Source organism: Microtetraspora malaysiensis (genome assembly GCF_001528665.1).
Classification (GTDB): domain Bacteria; phylum Actinomycetota; class Actinomycetes; order Streptosporangiales; family Streptosporangiaceae; genus Microtetraspora_A; species Microtetraspora_A malaysiensis.
Window position 1 is genome coordinate 69,129 of sequence record NZ_BBYJ01000020.1, and the last position, 19,994, is coordinate 89,122.

Genomic DNA, 19,994 nt, shown 5'->3' on the forward strand with positions numbered 1-19,994 from the left:
CCGTCGAGGCACCGAGCGGAAGGCCCAGCATGGCTATGAGCCGCGATCGTCAATCAGGAAGTACGGCGGGAGAGTGTGTCGCGGAAGTAGATCCTGGCGGCCGCCCAGACGCCGACGTGGCGGCTGTTGCCGGCAAAGGCGGTCATCGCCTTGCGGAAGCGCTTGGGGTAGGCCCAGCGGAAGCCGAGTGCGCGGTGCCTGCCCGGCTGGCGGGTGACCGGAGCACATCCCCCGAGCAGCTCTCGGTGTAGCGCCTACGGGCGCCAGCCACCGCCAGAGCGCACCCTCCGGTCGATTTCGCCTCGCGCGAGCAATCATCAGCTCGCGCTCAGCACGTTCGGTCATTCCATCTCGGCCCGTGACGGAGAGCGTGAGACGGCGTGGCCGGGGAGCAGTTTCACGTGAAACAAGAGAGGCCCGCCGGGCGGCCGGGGCCAACGATCCGCTCACGTTCCCTTCCCGCCCAGGCCGCTCCTGTCCAGCGTGTGGTCAGCAAGCCGGGGTGTCAGTGCTCCCGACGCAGGCTCGTCGCCCTGTGAGGTCTTCGGGCGGCTTGAGCGGCACGGCAAGGCATGTAGTGGGCGCATGTAAGTGGCGGCATGACAGAGGTGGGCAGCGGAACGCGGGAGCCATGGCGGAGCGGCGCGTGGGGCTGGGGTGGAACTGGAGGCGGAGTGGCGAGCTGAGGGCGGAGTGAATCGATGCGGTACTACGAGCGGCTCGCGAGAGGGACCGCCGCCCGTGACGGAAGCGCGGCGAATGACATGGCCGGAGAAGGAGAGCGTGGGAACGGCGGGACAGGAGAGAGAGCGTGAGGAACGGCGTGGGAATCGATGCCGCACGGGGCTGTGAGTGACTCGCCAGAGGTATCTCCGGCCGGTGAGGGAGAGTGTCGAGGGGTTCGACACTCAGGGGCTGGTGGGCGCTGTGGGCCCGCCACCACATCGGCCGGGCGACGCCAAGCCCCTTGCCGCGCCGGGCTCTGGGGCCACACGCGGCGCGATGAACACATGCGGCACGAACACACCGGGCCGGGGGCCGCACCCGGACTACGACCGCACCTGAGGGCGCCAGCAGGTCGTGGGGAACGGCGGGGCAACGGAGGGAGCGCTGCCGGAATCGGCCGGGCAAGGGAGGAGGAGCTTGGGGAACGACAGGTGAGGGGAGGGGTTTCACGTGAAACGCGAGAGAGTCTTGCCGTCAACCCGCTCGCGGGCGGAGGTGAGAACGCGTCCGGAGGGCGGCGCAAGGCGGTCCGGTCGGCGGCGGTCAGCGTCCGGGGTGTCACGCTGACGCATCACCTCTGCGGACCGCCCCGACGGATCACCTGTCGAATCACCGCGGCACATCGCCGCGCCGGGTCACCTCGGTGCGTCGCCTCTATGCCGGGACGCGACGGCCTGGAGCGGACCCGGCAGGGCGCCGCGCTCGCCCGCCGTCCCGGCTCCTGGCGCCCCGTGGCGTACGAGTGAGCGCGGTGCGCTTCGACAGGTCCCTCTTATGTGGATGGGAGTCAGCCGCGTCGGGCGGCGAGTTCGAGGAGTCCCTTGCAGAGGGAGCCGAGATCCCGCCCGGCCGCCTCGGCCGCCATCGGGAGCAATGAGGTCTCGGTCATTCCGGGGGCGACGTTCACTTCGAGGAAGAAGGGGCGGCCGGTCTCGTCCACGATGAGGTCGGTACGGGAGACGTCCCGCAGCCCGAGCGCGGCATGCGCGGTGACGGCCATCGCGGCGCACGCCTCGGCGTCCTCCGGCGACAGGCGGGCGGGAGCGAAGAACTCGGTGTGCCCGGCCGTGTAGCGGGCGGCGTAGTCGTAGACGCCGCTGTCGGGCACGATCTCCACGGGCGGCAGGGCCACCGGGCCGTCACCGAGGTCCACGACGGACACGGCGACTTCCACGCCCGCGATGTACTTCTCGATCAGCACGGTGTCGCCGTACGCGAAGCAGCCGACCATCGCGGCGGGCAGCTCCTCGGCGGACCGCACGATGGAGGCGCCGAGCGCGGAGCCGCCGCGAGAAGGCTTGACGAACAGCGGCAGGCCGAGCCGGTCCACGATGCGGGCGAGGACCGCTGTCGCGCCGAGGTCGTGGAAGGTCTCCTTGGGCAGGGAGATCGAGTCGGGGGTGTTCAGCCCCCAGGAGCGGACGACCGCCTTGGCCGTCGGCTTGTCGTAGGCGACCCGGCAGGCGTCGGGGGTGGCCCCGACATACGGCACGTTGAGGAGTTCCAGCACGGAACGGATCGCGCCGTCCTCGCCGGCTCCGCCGTGCAGCGTCACGAAGACGGCGTCCGGCGGGTCGGCGAGCACGGCGGGGACGAGGGTGGCGTCGGTGTCGCGGGTCTCGACGACCACCCCGGCCGCGCGCAGGACCTCGCTGACCCGGCGGCCGGAGCGGATGGAGACCTCGCGTTCGTAAGAAAGGCCCCCTGCCAACACCAGCACATGCGCCAAGTCACTCATAGGGAGAGGGCCCTTTCTCACTTCGGATTCCGGTACGGCCAGCCCGAACAGGCTAGCCGTACCGGAACCTCAGGCGAGGTCGGGACCCGGCGTGTCGACTCCGGGGTGGTCCGGCGCGGAGCCGGTGCCGAAGGTGTCGCGCAGCTGCAGCTCCTGTTCGATCACCCCGGCGAGCCGGCGCACGCCCTCGCGGATGCGCTCCGGCTTGGGGTAGCAGTAGGAGAGCCGCATGTGCTGCGCGCCGCCGCCGTCGGCGTAGAAGCCGGTGCCGGGGACGAACGCGACACGCTCGGCCACCGCGCGCGGCAGGATCGCCTTGGAGTTGAGCCCCTCGGGGAGGGTCATCCACACGAAGAACCCGCCGGCGGGACGGGTCCACGAGCAACCGGCGGGCATCAGCACCTCAAGTGCGCCGAGAAGGGCGTTGCGCCGTTCCCGGTACAACTCTCGGAAGGATTTGATCTGCTCGCGCCACGGCTGGGTGGCGAGGTACTGCCCGACGGCGAGTTGGGTGAAGGTCGAGTGTGACAACACCGCCGACTCCATCGCGAGGACCAGCTTCTCGCGGATCGCGTGCGGTGCGAGCGCCCAGCCCACCCGGAAACCGGGGGCGAGGGTCTTGGAGAACGAGCCGAGGTAGACCACCCCGTCGGGGTCGTCGGCGCGCAGCGCGCGATACGGCTCGCTGTCGAACCCGAGCAGCCCGTACGGATTGTCCTCGACGACCAGGACGCCGGCCCGCTGGCAGATCTCCAGCACCTGCCGGCGGCGGACCTCGTTGAGGGTGACGCCCGCCGGGTTCTGGAAGGTGGGGATGGTGTAGAGGAACTTGACCCGCCGGCCGGCGGTGTGCAGCGCGTAGATCGTCTGCGCGAGTGACTCGGGGATGAGGCCCTGGTCGTCCATCGCGACGTGGATGACGTTCGCCTGGTACGCGCTGAACGTGCCGAGCGCTCCGACGTAGGAGGGGCCCTCGGCGAGAACCACGTCGCCCGGGTCGATGAAGATCCGGGTGATCAGGTCGAGGGCCTGCTGGGAGCCCACGGTGACGACGACGTCGTCCGCCCCGGCCTCGATGCCCTCCAGGCGCATGACCTCGCAGATCTGCTCACGCAGATCGGGGTCTCCCTGGCCGGAGCCGTACTGCAGCGCGACCGGGCCGCGCCGGGCGACCAGGTCGGCGACCAGCTCGCCGACCACGTCGAGGGGGAGGGCGGTGACGTACGGCATGCCGCCGGCGAGCGAGACCACCTCGGGCCTCGACGCGACGGCGAAGAGAGCTCGAACCTCGGAGGCGACCATCCCGGTAGCTCGTGCGGCGTACCGATCGACATAGGCGTCAATTCGCGACCCTTGGGGCGCGGTCGTCCGACCGTGATCGAGCTCGTGCGTCACGGTCCACCTCCGTTCATAGCCGAGAAACCAGACTACGGCAGCGCCGCGGTTTGATCGCCGCCGGGCTGCCGGCCGATGACGCGGTGCGACCCCGGAGGTGGCCCTCCGGAAGGCGTCCCAGTACGGCGACCGAGCGGGTTCGCTGAGTTACGATGCCAGCGGAAGGCGCGATGGCCGTGTGGTTTTCCACACATCCGGCGGCGTTTTCGGGGGCTCATGTACTCCTCTCGGGGATTGGGGCAACACGTGTCGCGTCGGCTGGCCAACGTCACTTTGGACAATCTGGACGATCTGCCGAGGCGATGCCGACGCTGCGTCTTCTGGGAGCTCGACCCGATGAGCGGCGAGCGCGCGGTGCAGGCGGGCGACCCGGGCCTGGAGAAGGAGGCGTGGATCTCCGCCACCCTGCTGGAGTGGGGGAGCTGCGGCAAAATCGCGTACGTCGACGGGGTCGCGGCGGGCTTCGTGCTGTACGCGCCGCCGCTGTACGTGCCGCGCTCGGTGGCGTTCCCTACATCGCCGGTCAGCTCGGACGCGGTGCTGCTGATGACGGCGCACATCATCCCGGAGTTCTCGGGGGGCGGCCTGGGCCGGATGCTCGTGCAGGGCGTCGCCAAGGACCTCACCCGGCGCGGCGTCCGGGCGATCGAGGCGTTCGGCGACCTGAAGTGGGAGCAGCCGAGCTGCATGGTGCCCGCCGAGTACCTGCTCTCCGTAGGGTTTAAGACGGTACGCCCGCATCTGAGGTTTCCCCGGCTCCGCCTGGAGCTGAAGTCGGCCGTCTCGTGGCGCGAGGACGTCGAGGTGGCCCTGGAGAGGCTGCTGGGCTCCATGAGTCCGGAGCGGGCGCTTCGCCCGGTCTAAGACGATCTCAGCGCCCCCCGTGGGCGGAGAAGCGGAAGCCCCCTGCGCCGCGGACGGCGAGGGGGCTTCGCTGTGGGTGGGTGCCGCCGGGAAGGCGGTCGGGCACCAACCGGTGTCAGATGATGCCCTCGAGCTCGCGAAGCAGCATCGCCTTCGGCTTGGCGCCGATGATCTGCTTCACGACCTCTCCATCCTTGTAGACGTTCATCGTCGGGATCTGGAGTACGCCGTAGTCCCGAGGAGTGGCGGGGTTCTCGTCGATGTTCAGCTTGACGATGGTCAGCCGCTCGGCGTTCTCGGCCGCGATCTCCTCCAGGATCGGCGCGACCTGGCGGCACGGACCGCACCACTCAGCCCAGAAGTCGACGAGGACGGGCTTGTCGCTCTTGAGGACTTCGGCTCCGAAGGTGGCGTCGGTCACGCTCTTGATGGCGCCCAATGTTCTCTCCCCTTGCTCGGTGTGGAGGGTTCAACCGCGGGGACCGGCCCCGCATTCCCCGGGTCAGCTGTTCTGGTGGGCGAGCCAGCGCTCGGCGTCGATGGAGGCGGCGCAGCCCGTGCCCGCGGCGGTGATCGCCTGGCGGTAGGTGTGGTCCACAACGTCGCCCGCCGCGAAGACACCCTCGATGTTGGTGCGAGTGCTCGGCGCCTCGACCTGGAGGTACCCCTCGGCATCCAGGTTCACCTGGCCCTTGAACAGCTCGGTGCGCGGGTCGTGGCCGATCGCGACGAACAGGCCGCCCGCGGGGATCTCGGTCTCCTCGCCGGTCTTGCGGTTGCGGATCCGCACGGCGGTGACCTTGTTCTCGCCGACCACGTCGACGACCTCGCTGTCCCAGACGAACCGGATCTTGTCGTTGGCGAACGCCCGCTCCTGCATGATCTTGCTGGCGCGCAGCTCGTCGCGACGGTGGATGACGGTCACGGACGACCCGAAGCGGGTGAGGAAGAGAGCCTCCTCCATCGCGGTGTCGCCGCCGCCGACCACGATGATGTCCTGACCGCGGAAGAAGAAGCCGTCGCAGGTGGCGCACCAGGAGACGCCGTGGCCGGACAGCCGCTTCTCGTTCTCCAGGCCCAGCTCCCGGTAGCCCGACCCGGTGGCGAGGATGACGGCCTTCGCGTAGAAGGTGCCGGAGTGGGTCTTGACGACCTTCGGGTTGGCGTTCAGGTCGACCTCGACCACGTCGTCGGCGACCAGCTCGGCCCCGAACCGCTCGGCCTGCTTGCGCAGGTTGTCCATGAGATCGGGTCCCATGATGCCGTCGGGGAAGCCGGGGAAGTTCTCCACGTCGGTGGTGTTCATGAGGGCGCCGCCCGCGGTCACCGACCCCTCGAACACCAGGGGCTTCAGCTCCGCGCGGGCCGAGTAGACGGCCGCCGTGTAGCCGGCGGGCCCCGACCCGATGATGATCACGTTACGGACGTCGCTCAACGGTCTGCCTTTCGCTCCGGGTGATGCCAGTCGCGTCAACAGATCCTAGGCGTCCGGGATTCCCCTCAGTCCTTTCCGCCGCTCCGGGCCGTTAACGAAGGCAGCCCTCCGCCGTGGTGGCGGAGGGCTGCCGGAGATCGTCTGTACGGTGGGTCACTTCCAGGTGGCGAGGCCATCGGAACGGAGGCTCTTGCAGGAGGAGTCGACCACCACCACGCGGACCGCGTTGATGTTCTGGTCCTCCCAGAAGGCCATGATCGTGGCCTCGTTGCCGTTGTAGAACGCCTTGTCCACCCCGATGGGCTGGCGGTCGAGCTGGTCGGAGAACCGCTTGACGCACTTGTCGAGCGACTCGTTGTCGTTGGTTCCGAACGCGGGGGCGGGACCGAAGTACTCAAGCAGCGAGCCGCTCAGCTCCCGGTTCGTGTAGTTGTGGTCGCTCTTGGAGACCGTGTAGGCCAGGACCGACGTGTCGGTCGAGGGCGTCCCGGTTGGTTTGGCGATGTGGATCCTGGACGGCGCCGAGCCACCCTGGGCGGACAGCATGGTCGTGGCCACTCCGGTGCCGCCGATGACGACCGCGGCCGCGGCCGCCGCCACGGCGGGCATCCGCCACATGCGTCGTTGCTTCCTGGGGACGACCGGGACGACGGTGCCGTCGTCCGCGACCACGCCGAGGGAGGCCACGGCGGGCGCGTCCTCCTCCTTGGGCGCCGCGGTCTCCCACGGAGCGTCCCGCATGATCCGGCCCCAGTCGGGGGTCTCCACGAGGCGGAGTCCCCGGTCGCCGAGGTCGCCTGTGCTCTCCACGTCGCGGGACGCTTCGGCGGCCAGCGCGCGATCGATGCGCATGGCGACACCCAACGGCATCGCCGGCACCGGGACCGCGGCCAGCACCTCCCGAACCGCCGCCAGGTCGGCAAGGCTCTCCCCGCAGGGATCGCAGACCGCGAGATGCCCGCGGACCCGCCGTGCCGTGGCGTCGTCGAGGAGTCCCTCCGCCAATTCGGCGAGGATCTCCAGGTCGTAGTGCGTATCACCCGTCACGAAGTTCTGCTCCCTTCGCGGATGAGACGCGGGCGCGCCCCGATCGGTTCCGCAGATGCGAAAGAATCGGGGCAAGTTTGGCGCGTCCACGCGCGCAGCGGCTCTTCACGGTGCCGGCGGGGACGCCGAGCACCCCGGCCGCGTCCTCTACCGAATAGCCCATCATGTCGACCAGGACCAGGGCCGCCCGCTGGTCGGCGGGCAGCATCTTGAGCGCGGACGAGACGTCCATCGACACCTCGCGCTCACTGGCCTGATCGGCCATGGGCGCGTCCCGCTCGGCGGCCTCGATCAGCTCGTCGTCGGCCACCGGCCGTACCGACTTGCGCCGCATCCTGTCGAGGCAGGCGTTCACCACGATGCGGTGCAGCCACGTCGTGACCGCGGCCTCGCCGCGGAAGCTCTCCGCCTTGCGGTAGGCGGACACGAACGCGTCCTGCACGGCGTCAGCCGCCTCGTCCGGGTCGCCGAGGGTCCGCAGGGCGACGGCCCACATGCGGTCCCGGTGGCGCTTGACGATCTCACTGAACGCGTGCGGATCGCCGTTGATGTGGCGGCTGAGGAGGTCGGCATCGCTCACCGCCGACCGGGCAGCGTGCTCAGCCGGGGGAGGGTTCTCAGGTGGGGAGTTCACTTGGCCTGCTATGCCGATCCGGGGGAATGCACGATTACCTCATAGATGGTGCCACGATACCTACCCTCATGGGGCGGAAGCCGGGTGAACCAGATCAAAACGTATTGACCTGTGACCGGCTTGCCGGGTGTGAGGGTGACCGTCCCGGAGACGTTCTTGACCTCGGCCACGGTCTTCAGCACGCTCAGGTCGGCGGCGTTCCCGACCTTGAGCTGCACGGACGCGCCGGGCGTGTTCGCCAGCGTCACCATGACGTCGGAGATCGCGACCGGCTGGTTCATGTCGAGGATGAGCCCGACACCCTCCTTCAACCGGCCGAAGTCCGCGCTGTTGTAGCTCGTGGTGTGCCAGTCGGTGGACGGCTTGCCGTCAATGGCGAAGTGGGAGAGCTGAGGGTTCTCCTCCTGGTCGTCCCCGAGCGGGTCGAACCCGACCGCGCTGCCCGGCTTGACGACCACCGGCGAAGGCGTGGCCGTCGGCGCCTCGGTCGGCGTGGGTGTGGCGACCGGGTTGTTCCCGAGGCTGCGGCCCACCGTCCAGGCGCCGAGCCCGACCACCAGCATGACCGCGATCACCAGGACGGCGACCAGGACCCGGCTGAGCGTCCCCGACGATGAGGGAGGGCGCATGCCGGGGTTCGTGTTGTGCGCCATCGGGGGAGCGGGCGGCATGGTGGGCGGCCGCGAGGTGAGCGTGTCCGGCGCCTCGGACGGCAGCACCGCCGGAGGAACCGAGCCCACCGGGGCGGGGGCGGGGCGCGGCACCTCCGAGAGGGCCTCGGCGACCTCCGCCGGGGTGGACAGCGGAGCCAGCCCGCGCCGGCTCTCCGGCAGCAGCGCTCGGCAGGTGATGGTGTCCAGGTAGCCCGGCACACCCGCGGTGACCTGGCGCGGGGTGCACACCTTGTCGTCGTCCATGGGCGCCGGGGGGAGACCGGTGTCCTCGTCGCTCGGCCAATGGCCGGTCAACGCGGCGTACAGCAGCCGGCCGAGGCCCTCGGCGTCGTCCCGGGCCGGGTCGTCGCTGGTCAGGCCGACGATCGCGGCGTCCACGGCGAGGCCGAGCAGCTTGACCGTGCCGCTGGAGGTCCACATCAGCCGGGCGGGCGTGAGCTGCAGATGGGTCAACCCCGCCTCGTGCGCGTGCGCCAGCGCCTCGGCCGCCTCCGCGACCAGCGAGGCGCCGCGCTCGGGCTCCAGCCCGCCGGCCGAGAGCAGGTCGGCGAGCGAGTCGCCGCTCACCCACTCGCTCACGACGTACGCGGTGCCGTCCTCGTCGGCCGCGTCGAACACCTGGGTCAGGCGGGGGTCGGTGAGGCGGCTCGCCGCGCGTGCGGCCAGCACGACCTCGTTCACCCGGTCGAACTCGGGGGCGAAGGTGTGTACGGCGACCGGGCGGGCCAGGATCTCGTCGATGGCCTTCCAGAGGGTGACGCCGTTGGACTCGCTCACGCGGTCTTCAAGCCGGAACCGATCGGCCAGATGAGACCCCGGTTCGACCGTGGACATACTCATCAGGCCGCCTTACCCCACCGCCGACCGGCACGCATTGGACGATGCCGGGTGGATCTGCCCACGCCATCTCGCTTCCGCTCGCCGGTCGAACTCTTTTGGCGCACCATGCTAGTGCCGTACTGGTCCTGCCCGCCTTCCCCTTGGGGCACGGCTGGCACGCGGCAGGCGTTCCCTAGCGCCTTACCCGTCCCGCGACCATTCCAATGATGGAGCTGACCTCCGGGATCCGCATCTTGTGCGCCGTGGCGAGGTAAAGCACCAGACCCAGCCCGCCGCCGACCGCCAGCACGATTGCCGAGGTGAGGGCGGTGATGTCGGCGAACTGCCGGGTCAGCCACAGCGCGACCAGCGCGACCAGCGCGGCCGGGATCGCCGCGAAGTACATCTGCGAGAGCCCCGCGACCACGTCGCGGCCGCCGAGGCCGCCGACCTTGCGGCTGGCCAGCGTCCACGCCACTCCGGTGCCCAGCACGTACGCGATCATGAAGGAGAACGCCAGCCCGATCACGATGTAGCGCGGCGGGAGCACCAAGTACGCGACGAGGCTGAGCGCCGCGTTGATCGCGACGTTCACAGCGCCGAGGATCGTGGGCGTCCTCGTGTCGCCGAAGCTGTAGAACACCCGCAGCAGGAGCTGGAAGATCGAGAACGGCACCAGCGCCAGCCCGAAGACCTGCAGCACGTTGCCGATGTAGAGCGCGTTGCCCCCGGTCATCCGGCCCCAGGAGAAGATCAGGGTCGTCACCGCGGGGCCGAGCACCATGAGCAGCAGCCCGGCCGGCACGATGACCGCCGAGATGAGCCGCACCGCCGACCCGAACTCGCCGCGCGCCGAGTCGAACTCGCCGTCCGTGACGTACCGGCTCATCCGGGGCAGCATGGCCGTGATCACCGACACCGCGATGATGCCGTACGGGAGCTGGAAGAGCTGGAAGGCGTAGGCGTAGGCGCTGTTGCCCGCGCCCGGAGCCCGCTCGCCCGCGCCGGTGGCGAGCTTCGTGGTGACCAGGAAGCCGAGCTGGGTGATGCCGACGTAGACGAAGGTCCAGCTCGCCGTCTTGGCGGCCTCGCCGAGCCCGGTGCCGCGCAGCCCGAAGCGGGGGCGGAACCGGAACCCGGCCCGGTGCAGCGCGATGATCAGGATGATCGCCTGCGCCACGATGCCCGCCGTCGTCCCCGCGCCGAGGAGCACCAGGTCGCGGTCGGTGACCTCCTCGATGTTCGCCGAGGCGCCGCCGACGACGATGTAGGTGATGCCGACCCCGATGACCACGATGTTGTTCAGCACCGGCGCCCACATCGGGGCGGCGAACCTGTCCCGGGTGTTGAGGATGGCGCCGGCCAGCGCGCCGATCCCGAAGAACGCGATCTGCGGCAGGATCAGCATCGCCAGCGTGGTGGCGATCTCGACCTTGCGTGGCGTCCAGTTGTCGGCCGTGTAGAGCTGCATGAGCGGCCCGGCCAGGACCACGCCCAGCACGGCGATCGCCGTGAGGATGAGGATGGCGAGGGTCATCAGCCGCTGCTCGAACGCCTCGCCCGAGTCGGCGTCCTGCTTCTGTGCGCGAACGATCAGCGGCACGATCACGCTGCTCAGCACGCCGCCGATGAGCAGGTCGAACAGGATGTACGGGATCTGGTAGGCGGCGTTGTAGGCGTCCCCGAGGGCCCATGTGCCGATGGCCGCGGCGATCACCGCGGTCCGCAGGAAGCCGGTGAGCCGGGACACCATCGTCCCGGCCATCATGATCGCGCTCGCGCGCAGCATCCTGCTCATGCCCGTCCCTCACCCGGTGGCTCGGGACCGCGGTCGCCGGGGGCGTCGATCCGCTCGCTCACGATTTGTCTCCCTGGTCGGCGGCCACGGGCGGCTGCTCGGCGGCCTGGCCGGAGGAAGCCTGGGCGCCCCGGGGAAGCGACTTGCCGGACCGGCGTCGCAGGACGCGCATGACCACGGCCGCCAGCATGATCGCGAGAGCGGCGCCGACGATGACGAGGGCGATGCCGGTGTACCCGGTGGCGCGGACCATCACGTGGACCTGCTTGCCGTACGGCCGGCCGTCCGCGGTGAGGAGCTGCACGGCGATCGTGCTGTCCCCGCCGTTGCCGTGCACGGTCACCGGGACGTTCACCAGTTGGCTGCGGTTGTCGAGAATGGTGAGCTGCTCGGTCTCGTAGACCCCTCCGCGGGCGTCGATCGCGAGGCGGGACCTGTCGTCGGACGTCACCCTGATCTTGAGCGAGATCCTCTCGGACAGCGAGTTGTCCACGCTGACCGGGACCTGCCCGTTGGTGCCCGCGAGCGCTCGGGGCGTGTCGATGACCGACACCAGGGCCATCCGCTGGTCGATGGACGTGCGCACCTGCTTGACGAAGCCGGCCACCCGCTTCGCGTCGCCCCGCCAGGACGCCGAGGCGAGCCGGAGCACGGCGTCGCCGAACAGGTTCTGCGGTTCGGTGGCCACCGCCTCGGCGATGTCCGCCTCACGGGCGAGCTTCTTCACGCCGCCGAGATAGGTCCGGGGCAGCTCGGCCCCGCGGTCCTGGTCGGTGTAGACGAGGTCGGACCGCGGCACCTGCGTCTTCCCCGGCCGGATCGAGTTGAGCGTGGTCAGCTGCAGCCACGGGGCCGACGAGGCGGCCTTGATCAGACCGGACACGAACTCGGGATCGGGGTTCCACAGGCGTGTCGTCGGCGCCGCGATCACGGTCCTGACCGGCTGACCCTGCGGCGCGACCTGCTGCTGTCGCTGAACCGCCCCCGACTGCTGCCCGACCCCGCCCTGCGTGGCCTGCTGCGGCTGCTCGAGCGCGATCATCGCGGTCTCGGCGAGGAAGCGCTGCCGCGCGAGCAGGCCGGCCCCCGGCAGGGAGGTGTCCGTGCTGAGCGCCTCGCTCAGTGTGGGATCGGAGAGCAGCGCGGTGACCGGTCCGGAGACGGTGTCCACCGTCGTGGCCGCGTCCGGGGTCATGGTGATCTGCGGATCCGGCGGCAGAGTCGCGCCGGACATCAGGAGGGTGTGTACCCCTGAGGACGCCAGCTCGTCCAGGCCGTCGCGGTCCAGGGCGCCGCCGACCGGCCAGGCGGTCGCGGTCGAGATCTCACGGCCGAGCACGTCGCCCGCGACCTCGGCGCCCCGCTTCACCGCGTCCTGCGTCGGCGTGTCCAGCCCGGCGTGGACCAGCGCGGTCACGTCCGGATCCGCGTACGGCGTGGCCACCACGGGCCGGCTGCCGAGCGCGGCGTTCAGGCCGTCGAGCCAGCGGCGGGCGCCGGGGTCGGCGGCCTTCTTCGCACCCCCGCTCGCGGTCCTGACCGTGTATTCGCCGGTGGCGGTGCGACGGGCGTCGTCGAGCAGCGCGGGATCGACGAACCAGGTCACCGTGCGCCCGCTCTTCTGCACGAGGTCGAGCAGCGACGCGAGGCGGCCGGTGGAGACCGACGCGCGCAGGTCGTCGTCCATGAAGTCGGAGTCGCCCGCCCGGTGCGGCCGGTCCACGATCGGCATCGCGAGGGCGAGCTTCACCTTGGGCACGGGCTGCTCGGGCGGCACGTACGTCAGGAAGGTGCGCTCGATCTCGATCGGCTGGAGGGTGACGGCGTCCTGCACCTCGATGGCCAGGGGATAGACGCCCAGGCGCGACATGCCGAGATCGCGCGGCGTCAGGGCGAACTCGAACCGCAGCTTGCCCGAGCCGTCGAGCGGCGTGGCCTGCACCTTGGTGCTGTAGGACGGTGTGGGGTAGCCCTGGCCGGCCGCGAAGGCCGCCATCTGCTCCCGCGACTGGAACGGCTGGCCCCAGTGGACGCGGACCCGGACCGGGGCCGACGGCGTGCCGGTGACCACGCCGGAGATCGTGACGGGCGCCGCCTGATCGCGCAGCACTCCTGAGCTGATCTGCTCCAGGACGAGCGGGTCCACCGCTCGCGCCTTCGCCGAGGTCTCGGCCGTCGCCCTGGCCGGTACGACGCTCGTCGCCGCCGTGCCCGCGACAGCCGTACCGGCCATGCTCGTCGGGGCGAGCAGGGCGGACAGCAGGATCAGCGGAGCGGCCTTACGAATCACGTGCGGGCCAGGTGTGAGGATCGGCGCACGCCCAGAATGGTATGGCCTAAGCCGTCCTCATTGGGCTTCCCAGGGTCGTCAGAGCGCGCGGCCGGGGCGTCGCGAGGTCCGCCGAGTCGCCCGCCACCAGCGAGAAGAGGTGCCGGGCACGGATTCGCAGCGCGGTGCGGCGTTCGCCCGTGACGGTGTAGACGGATTCGTCAGGATGGACGCCGTCGGCGAGTCGCCGGTCGACGAGGACCGTCAGGCCGTCGGGGAGCAGCAGCGGGCAGACGAGCCCCGCGGCGTAGTCGGTCACCGAGTTCACCAGGAAGGCCGAGGCGGCCGAGACGCGGTCGGCCCCGAGCAGGGCCGCCACCGCGGAGGGCGTGGGCGCCGCCCCGACGGCGCCGACCACGGCCACCGGCTCGGCCACCCCGCGCGTCACGGCGTCGAAAACGGTGACGCAGACGCAGCGCGCGGCGGGGGCGTCGAGGATCTCGGGCAACTCGTCGGCGCATGTCAAGGGGCGAGGAAGACGTACGATCTCATGGTGGATCTGGTGGGCGAGGAGCCAGCGGTGGATGGCGAGAGCGTCCTTCATCTCATTGCTCCTTGCCTCGTCCCAGAGCCCCCGGCACGGCCGTAAGAGGTGATCGCAGCGTGTCGGGGGAAACCTGTTCCGTGACCGAAGGACGTACCCAGCCTTGTCCGTTTCAAATCTGAGCGATATTCAGAAACGCTCCGTGGACGACCTTTTCCGGCGGATCGCTCCGGTCGCCGACGAGATCGGCGAGATGTTCGCCGCGCGCGGCCACGAGCTGGCCCTCGTCGGAGGGTCCGTTCGTGACGTCTTCCTCAGCCGGATCGGGAACGACCTCGACATGACCACGGACGCCAGGCCCGAACAGGTACTGGAGATCGTCAAGGACTGGGCGGACGCCGTCTGGACCATCGGCATCGACTTCGGCACCATCGGCGTCCGCAAGGGCGGCTGGATGCTGGAGATCACCACCTATCGCGACGAGTCATACGACCGGACCTCGCGCAAGCCCGAGGTCTCGTACGGCGACACGCTGGAGGGCGACCTCGCCCGGCGGGACTTCGCCGTCAACGCGATGGCGGTGCGGCTGCCCGGCCACGAGTTCGTGGACCCGCACGGCGGGCTCTCCGACCTGATGGCCAAGGTGCTGCGGACGCCGGCCACGCCGGAGCAGTCCTTCGACGACGACCCGCTGCGGATGCTGCGCGCGGCGCGGTTCGCCTCGCAGCTCGGGTTCGCCGTCGATCCGAAGGCCGTCGAGGCCATGACCGCGATGGCCGGGCGGATCGAGATCGTCTCCGCGGAGCGCATCCGCGACGAGCTGGACAAGCTCGTCTGCGGCGGGCAGCCGCGCGAGGGCCTGTCGCTGCTCGTGGAGACCGGGCTGGCCGCGCACGTCCTGCCCGAGCTGCCCAAGCTCCGCCTGGAGATCGACGAGCACCACCGGCACAAGGACGTCTACGAGCACACGCTGATCGTCCTGGAGCAGGCGATCGCGCTGGAGGATCCCGGCCCGGACCGGGTGCTGCGCTGGGCCGCGCTCCTCCACGACGTGGGCAAGCCCAAGACCCGCAGGAACGAGTCCGGAGGCCGGGTCTCCTTCCACCACCACGAGGTCGTCGGCGCCCAGATGGCCAAGAAGCGGCTGGCGGAGCTGCGCTTCCCCAAGGATGTCGTGTCGGACGTGTCGCAGCTGGTGGAGCTGCACCTGCGCTTCCACGGGTACGGCACCGGCGAGTGGACCGACAGCGCCGTCCGGCGGTACGTGCGCGACGCGGGCCACCTGCTCGACCGTCTGCACAAGCTCACCCGCGCCGACTGCACCACGCGCAACAAGCGCAAGGCGGCCGCGCTGTCCCGGACGTACGACCAGCTTGAGGTGCGCATCGCGCGGCTGGCCGATGAGGAGGAGCTGTCCAAGATCCGGCCCGAGCTCGACGGGAACGAGATCCAGGAGATCCTCGGCGTGTCCCCGGGCCCGGTCGTCGGCCGCGCGTACAAGCACATGCTGGAGGTGCGCATGGACCAGGGCGTGATCGGCAAGGAGGCGGCGCGCGAGGAACTGCTCGCCTGGGCGCGGGCGGAGAACGTCCTGCCCTGATCGGGCCACCTCTAGGGTGAGGGCGTGGACGCCGACGAGATCCTGCGGCTGGACCTGCGGCACGTGTGGCATCCCTACGCCGCCGTGCCGGCGGGCGTCCCGGCGCACGTGGTGCGCCGGGCGGAGGGCGTCCGGCTGACGCTCGCCGACGGGCGGGAGCTCGTCGACGGCATGTCGTCCTGGTGGGCGGCCGTTCACGGGTACAACCACCCGCGGCTGAACGAGGCGCTCCGCGCCCAGCTCGACGACATGGCGCACGTCATGTTCGGCGGCCTCACCCACGAGCCGGCCGTACGGCTGGCCCGGACGCTCGCCGGGATGACCGGCATGGACCGGGTGTTTCTCGTCGACTCGGGGTCGGTGGCCGTGGAGGCTGCGATCAAGATGGCGATCCAGCACGACGCCGGGCACCGGGGCCGCTCGACGCTGCTGACCGTGCGCGGCGGCTACCACGGCGACACGTTCGGCGCCATGTCGGTGTGCGACCCCGTCAACGGGATGCACCACCTCTTCTCCGGGGTCCTGCCGCGCCACGTCTTCGCGCCCCGTCCGCCCGCGTACGGGCCGGCCTACGACGATCCGCGGCTGGCGGCGTACCTGGACGAGCTGTCGGCCCTCGTCGCGGCGCACGCGGACGAGCTGGCCGCGATCATCGTGGAGCCGGTGGTGCAGGGGGCGGGCGGGATGCGCTTCTACCACCCGGCCTGCCTGCGGCGGCTGCGCGAGCTGGCCGACGAACACGACGTGCTGCTGATCGCCGACGAGATCGCCACCGGGTTCGGCCGCACCGGGGAGCTGTTCGGCTGCGACCACGCCGGGATCCGGCCCGACATCATGTGCGTGGGCAAGGCGCTGACCGGCGGCTATCTCTCGCTGGCGGCCACTCTCTGTACGGAGCGGGTGGCCGAGCGCGTGGGCGTGCTGATGCACGGCCCCACCTTCATGGGGAACCCGCTCGCCGCCGCCGTCGCGAACGCCTCGCTCGATCTGCTGGCGGAGCGGCCCTGGCGGGCCGAGGTGGCCCAGATCGAGGCGGGGCTCGCCGCGGGCCTGGCGGAGGCCCGCGACGCCCCCGGCGTGAAGGACGTACGGGTGCTGGGCGCGATCGGTGTGATCGAGACCCACCGCCCCGTCGATGTCGCGAAAATTCAGGACATCGTGATGGCGCAGGGCGTCTGGCTCCGCCCCTTCGGCACCCTGATCTACGCGATGCCGCCGTACGCCTGTACGCCGGAGGATGTGGACCGGATCGCCGCCGCCATGGTGGCCGCCTCAGGCGTTCTTTGACGTCTCGAGCGCGGCGGGGCGGTGCGAGGGGACGAGCAGGCGGTATCCCAGCGCTCCCAGCACATACGCGCCGGCGATGACGCAGAGCGCGGCGTAGGACTTGCCGTTCGGCGGGAGAATCGTCGCCGCGATCAACGCGCCGAGCACGGTCGTGGCGTTGAAGAGCATGTCGTAGATCGAGAACACCCGGCCGAGATAGACGTCGTCGACGTCCCGCTGCACGACCGTGTCGGCGCAGATCTTGACGCTCTGGCCGCCCACACCGAGCACGAATCCGCCGATGAGGAACCCCCACTGGTGGAACGGCAGGCAGAGCACCAGCTCCAGCACCCCGCAGCTCGCGAGCATCATCGGGACCCAGTTCTCGATGCCGAACCGCTGGCTGCCCCATGGCGTGATCAGTGCGGCGACGAAGAAGCCCGCGCCCGAGGTCGCCACCACCAGCGTGATCCCCTTGAGCGCCACCTCGGCGTCGGTCGTGAAGTAGTACCGGTAGAGCATGACCACCAGCGCGATGGACAGGCCGTACAGCAGGCGGTGGGTGGCCATGGCGCCGAGCGCGGCCGCCGCGGGGCGACGGGCCAGGATGTGCCGCGCGCCGTTCAGGAGCCCGGCCAGCACGTCCCGGATCATCTCGCTCGCCCGCGGCCGGTCCGGATCGTACGCCGGGCCGAGCAGCTCACGCGGCATGGTGCGCGCGATCAGGGCGCTGAACCCGAAGACCACGCCCGAGACGACGAGCAGGGCGACGGTGCCGCCGGTTTCCGGGCCGATGGCGAAGCGGAGCAGGAACCCGACGCCCGCGCCGACGAAGGTCAGCACGGTGCCCGACGTCGGCGTCACCGCGTTCGCGATCATGAGTCGGTCGGACGGCACGACATGGGGCAGCGAGGCCCCGAGCGCGGCCAGGAAGAAGCGGTTGACGCCGAGCACGGCGAGCGCCGCGGTGTAGAAGACGACGTCCGAGGCCCCGGCGGCCAGCAGGACCGCGGTCAGGACCAGCAGCGTGCCCCGCACGAACGGCGCGACGACCAGGATCTGCCGTCGCGACCAGCGGTCGATGAACACCCCGACGAACGGCCCGAGCAGGCTGTACGGCAGGAACAGCACGGCCATGCCGGCGGCGATCTCCGCCGCGGTGGCCTGCTTCTCCGGGCTGAAGAATGCGAAGCCGGCGACGGCGACCTGGAAGATCCCGTCGGAGAACTGCGACAACAGACGGGTTCCGAAGAGCCGTCTGAAGTCCCGCCCCTGCAGGACAACGCGCAGATCTGAGACGTAGGACACGGCGGCCAGCCTACGCGCGCGGTCCGACAGGCGTATCCGGATCATCCCTGACCCGTCCCTGATGATGCGCGGCACTTCCCGGGAGGCGGCGGCGGGGAAAGGGCTTGTCACCGGATCCGCCGGTTCGCCAGGTTTCCGGGGACGGACCCCGTAACCTCGGTCGTGTGACCAATGACGAACATGTCGTGCTGGTCGACGGCGAGGGAAACCCCGTGGGCACGGCCCCGAAGGCCGCGGTGCACGGCACCGACACTCCGTTGCACATGGCGTTCTCCAGCTACGTCTTCGACCGTGAGGGGCGCCTCCTGCTCTCGCGGAGGGCCGGGCACAAGAAGACCTGGCCGGCGCAATGGACGAACAGCTGCTGCGGGCATCCGCTGCCGGGCGAGGCGCTTCCCGCGGCGGTGATCAGGCGGCTGGAGTACGAGCTCGGGCTCGTCGTCGAGAGCGTCGACCTCCTGCTGCCCCGGTTCGCGTACCGGGCGGTGATGGACAACGGGACGGTCGAGAACGAGCTGTGCCCGGTCTACCGGGCGATCGTCTCTGCGGAGCCGGCGCCTAACCCGGACGAGGTCGACGCGGTGCGCTGGATGCCCTGGAAGCAGTTCGCCGACACGGTGATGAGCGGGGAGCTGGACATCTCACCCTGGGCACGGGAGCAGGTGCCGCAGCTTGTGGCGCTCGGCCCCGACCCGCTGACCTGGCCCGTCGGCGACCCGGCCCGCCTGCCTGCCGCCGTACGGTGACCCATACAAACGAAGACGCCCCGGCTCACGACGAGCCGGGGCGGTGCGTCAGCGATCGACCTCGCCGCGGATGAAGCGCTCGACGGCCTCGTGGGCCACGTCGTCGGAGTACTGCTCCGGCGGCGACTTCATGAAGTAGGACGACGGCGAGAGCAGCGGGCCACCGATGCCCCGGTCCAGCGCGATCTTGGCGGCGCGGACCGCGTCGATGATGATGCCGGCGGAGTTGGGGGAGTCCCAGACCTCCAGCTTGTACTCCAGGTTGAGCGGGGTGTCGCCGAAGGAGCGGCCCTCCAGGCGAACGTAGGCCCACTTGCGGTCGTCGAGCCACGGCACGTGGTCCGAGGGGCCGATGTGGACGTCGGCCTTGGCCATCTCGTGCGGGATCTGCGAGGTGACCGACTGGGTCTTGGAGATCTTCTTGGACTGGAGCCGCTTCCGCTCCAGCATGTTCATGAAGTCCATGTTGCCGCCGAAGTTGAGCTGGTACGTGCGCAGCAGCTCGACCCCGCGGTCTTCGAACAGCTTGGCCATCACCCGGTGCGTGATGGTGGCGCCCACCTGCGATTTGATGTCGTCGCCGACGATCGGCACGCCCGCCTCGGTGAACTTGGCCGCCCACTCCGGGTCGGACGCGATGAAGACCGGCAGCGCGTTGACGAAGGCCACCTTGGCGTCGATCGCGCACTGGGCGTAGAACCGGTCGGCCTCCTCGGAGCCGACGGGCAGATAGGACACCAGGACGTCGACCTTCGCGTCCTTGAGCGCCTGGACCACGTCGACCGGCTGCTCGTCGGACTCCTCGATGATCTCGCGGTAGAACTCGCCGAGACCGTCGAAGGTGTGCCCACGCTGCACGGTGACGCCGAGGGGCGGCACGTCGCAGATCTTGATGGTGTTGTTCTCGGAGGCCACGATCGCCTCCGACAGGTCACGGCCGACCTTCTTGGCGTCCACGTCGAAGGCGGCGACGAACTCGACGTCGCCGACGTGGTAGTCGCCGAACTTCACGTGCATCAGGCCCGGCACTCGGCTGGCCGGGTCGGCGTCCTTGTAGTAGTGGACGCCCTGCACCAGTGACGCGGCACAGTTCCCCACGCCCACGATGGCTACGCGTACCGAACCCATCGC

At 70.3% G+C, this 19,994-nt stretch carries 16 protein-coding genes; 4 read left to right on the forward strand and 12 right to left on the reverse strand.

The features are described 5' to 3' along the window. Nucleotides 1–1,513: 1,513 nt before the first annotated feature. Together AWQ71_RS25800 and AWQ71_RS25805 are read right to left on the reverse strand one after the other, a co-directional pair. Entirely contained in the window at nt 1,514–2,464 is a 951-nt protein-coding gene (locus AWQ71_RS25800) for a D-alanine--D-alanine ligase family protein (protein WP_067137575.1), read from the reverse strand. 69 nt (nt 2,465–2,533) lie between these two features. Next, on the reverse strand, nt 2,534–3,766 hold the full coding sequence (locus AWQ71_RS25805; RefSeq protein WP_084259296.1) for an aminotransferase-like domain-containing protein: 1,233 nt from the start codon (nt 3,764–3,766) through the stop codon (nt 2,534–2,536). Nucleotides 3,767–4,105: 339 nt separating this feature from the next. Between AWQ71_RS25805 and AWQ71_RS25810 the strand changes: the two genes are divergently transcribed. Next, the gene (locus AWQ71_RS25810) at nt 4,106–4,723 is read left to right on the forward strand and encodes a GCN5 family acetyltransferase (RefSeq protein ID WP_067137578.1); all 618 of its coding nucleotides are present in this window, start codon (nt 4,106–4,108) and stop codon (nt 4,721–4,723) included. Nucleotides 4,724–4,838: 115 nt separating this feature from the next. Here the strand turns inward: AWQ71_RS25810 and trxA are convergent, their stop codons facing one another. The 8 genes from trxA to AWQ71_RS25850 all read right to left on the reverse strand — a co-directional run bounded on the left by trxA (nt 4,839) and on the right by AWQ71_RS25850 (nt 14,003). Further along, nucleotides 4,839–5,162 carry a thioredoxin gene (gene trxA, locus AWQ71_RS25815; protein WP_067137580.1) on the reverse strand — a complete coding sequence of 108 codons (324 nt, stop codon included), beginning with the start codon at nt 5,160–5,162 and terminating at the stop codon, nt 4,839–4,841. Between the two features lie 63 nt (nt 5,163–5,225). After that, nucleotides 5,226–6,158, reverse strand: coding sequence for a thioredoxin-disulfide reductase (gene trxB / locus AWQ71_RS25820; protein ID WP_067137582.1), 933 nt, complete (start codon nt 6,156–6,158; stop codon nt 5,226–5,228). A gap of 153 nt (nt 6,159–6,311) precedes the next feature. Continuing rightward, nucleotides 6,312–7,205 (reverse strand): anti-sigma factor family protein, encoded by an 894-nt coding sequence (locus tag AWQ71_RS25825; protein ID WP_067137584.1) that lies wholly within the window; start codon nt 7,203–7,205, stop codon nt 6,312–6,314. Further along, the gene (gene sigM, locus AWQ71_RS25830) at nt 7,195–7,839 is read right to left on the reverse strand and encodes an RNA polymerase sigma factor SigM (protein WP_084259297.1); all 645 of its coding nucleotides are present in this window, start codon (nt 7,837–7,839) and stop codon (nt 7,195–7,197) included. Before sigM ends, AWQ71_RS25825 begins: the two co-directional genes overlap by 11 nt. An 8-nt stretch (nt 7,840–7,847) precedes the next feature. Next, entirely contained in the window at nt 7,848–9,290 is a 1,443-nt protein-coding gene (locus AWQ71_RS25835; protein ID WP_245658457.1) for a protein kinase family protein, read from the reverse strand. Between the two features lie 235 nt (nt 9,291–9,525). Continuing rightward, entirely contained in the window at nt 9,526–11,130 is a 1,605-nt protein-coding gene (murJ, locus tag AWQ71_RS25840) for a murein biosynthesis integral membrane protein MurJ (protein ID WP_067137589.1), read from the reverse strand. A gap of 58 nt (nt 11,131–11,188) precedes the next feature. After that, complete coding sequence (locus AWQ71_RS25845) at nt 11,189–13,420, reverse strand: DUF6049 family protein (protein WP_067137591.1); 2,232 nt, start codon at nt 13,418–13,420, stop codon at nt 11,189–11,191. Nucleotides 13,421–13,466: 46 nt separating this feature from the next. Further along, entirely contained in the window at nt 13,467–14,003 is a 537-nt protein-coding gene (locus AWQ71_RS25850) for an aminoacyl-tRNA deacylase (protein ID WP_067137593.1), read from the reverse strand. Nucleotides 14,004–14,106: 103 nt separating this feature from the next. Here AWQ71_RS25850 and AWQ71_RS25855 point away from each other — a divergent pair, with 103 nt between their 5' ends. Continuing rightward, nucleotides 14,107–15,543 carry a CCA tRNA nucleotidyltransferase gene (locus AWQ71_RS25855; RefSeq protein WP_067137594.1) on the forward strand — a complete coding sequence of 479 codons (1,437 nt, stop codon included), beginning with the start codon at nt 14,107–14,109 and terminating at the stop codon, nt 15,541–15,543. Between the two features lie 24 nt (nt 15,544–15,567). Next, nucleotides 15,568–16,830 (forward strand): adenosylmethionine--8-amino-7-oxononanoate transaminase, encoded by a 1,263-nt coding sequence (locus AWQ71_RS25860; protein ID WP_067137596.1) that lies wholly within the window; start codon nt 15,568–15,570, stop codon nt 16,828–16,830. Here the strand turns inward: AWQ71_RS25860 and AWQ71_RS25865 are convergent. Then, the gene (locus tag AWQ71_RS25865; protein WP_067137713.1) at nt 16,816–18,117 is read right to left on the reverse strand and encodes an MFS transporter; all 1,302 of its coding nucleotides are present in this window, start codon (nt 18,115–18,117) and stop codon (nt 16,816–16,818) included. The two genes, AWQ71_RS25860 and AWQ71_RS25865, sit on opposite strands and share 15 nt — an antisense overlap. A 164-nt stretch (nt 18,118–18,281) precedes the next feature. Between AWQ71_RS25865 and idi the strand changes: the two genes are divergently transcribed. Next, complete coding sequence (gene idi, locus AWQ71_RS25870) at nt 18,282–18,863, forward strand: isopentenyl-diphosphate Delta-isomerase (protein WP_067137597.1); 582 nt, start codon at nt 18,282–18,284, stop codon at nt 18,861–18,863. Between the two features lie 48 nt (nt 18,864–18,911). On the opposite strand, the gene AWQ71_RS25875 is transcribed toward idi, so the two are convergent. Further along, a complete protein-coding gene (locus AWQ71_RS25875) occupies nt 18,912–19,991 on the reverse strand; it encodes an inositol-3-phosphate synthase (protein WP_067137599.1) in 1,080 nt (359 codons plus the stop codon). Nucleotides 19,992–19,994: the final 3 nt, after the last annotated feature.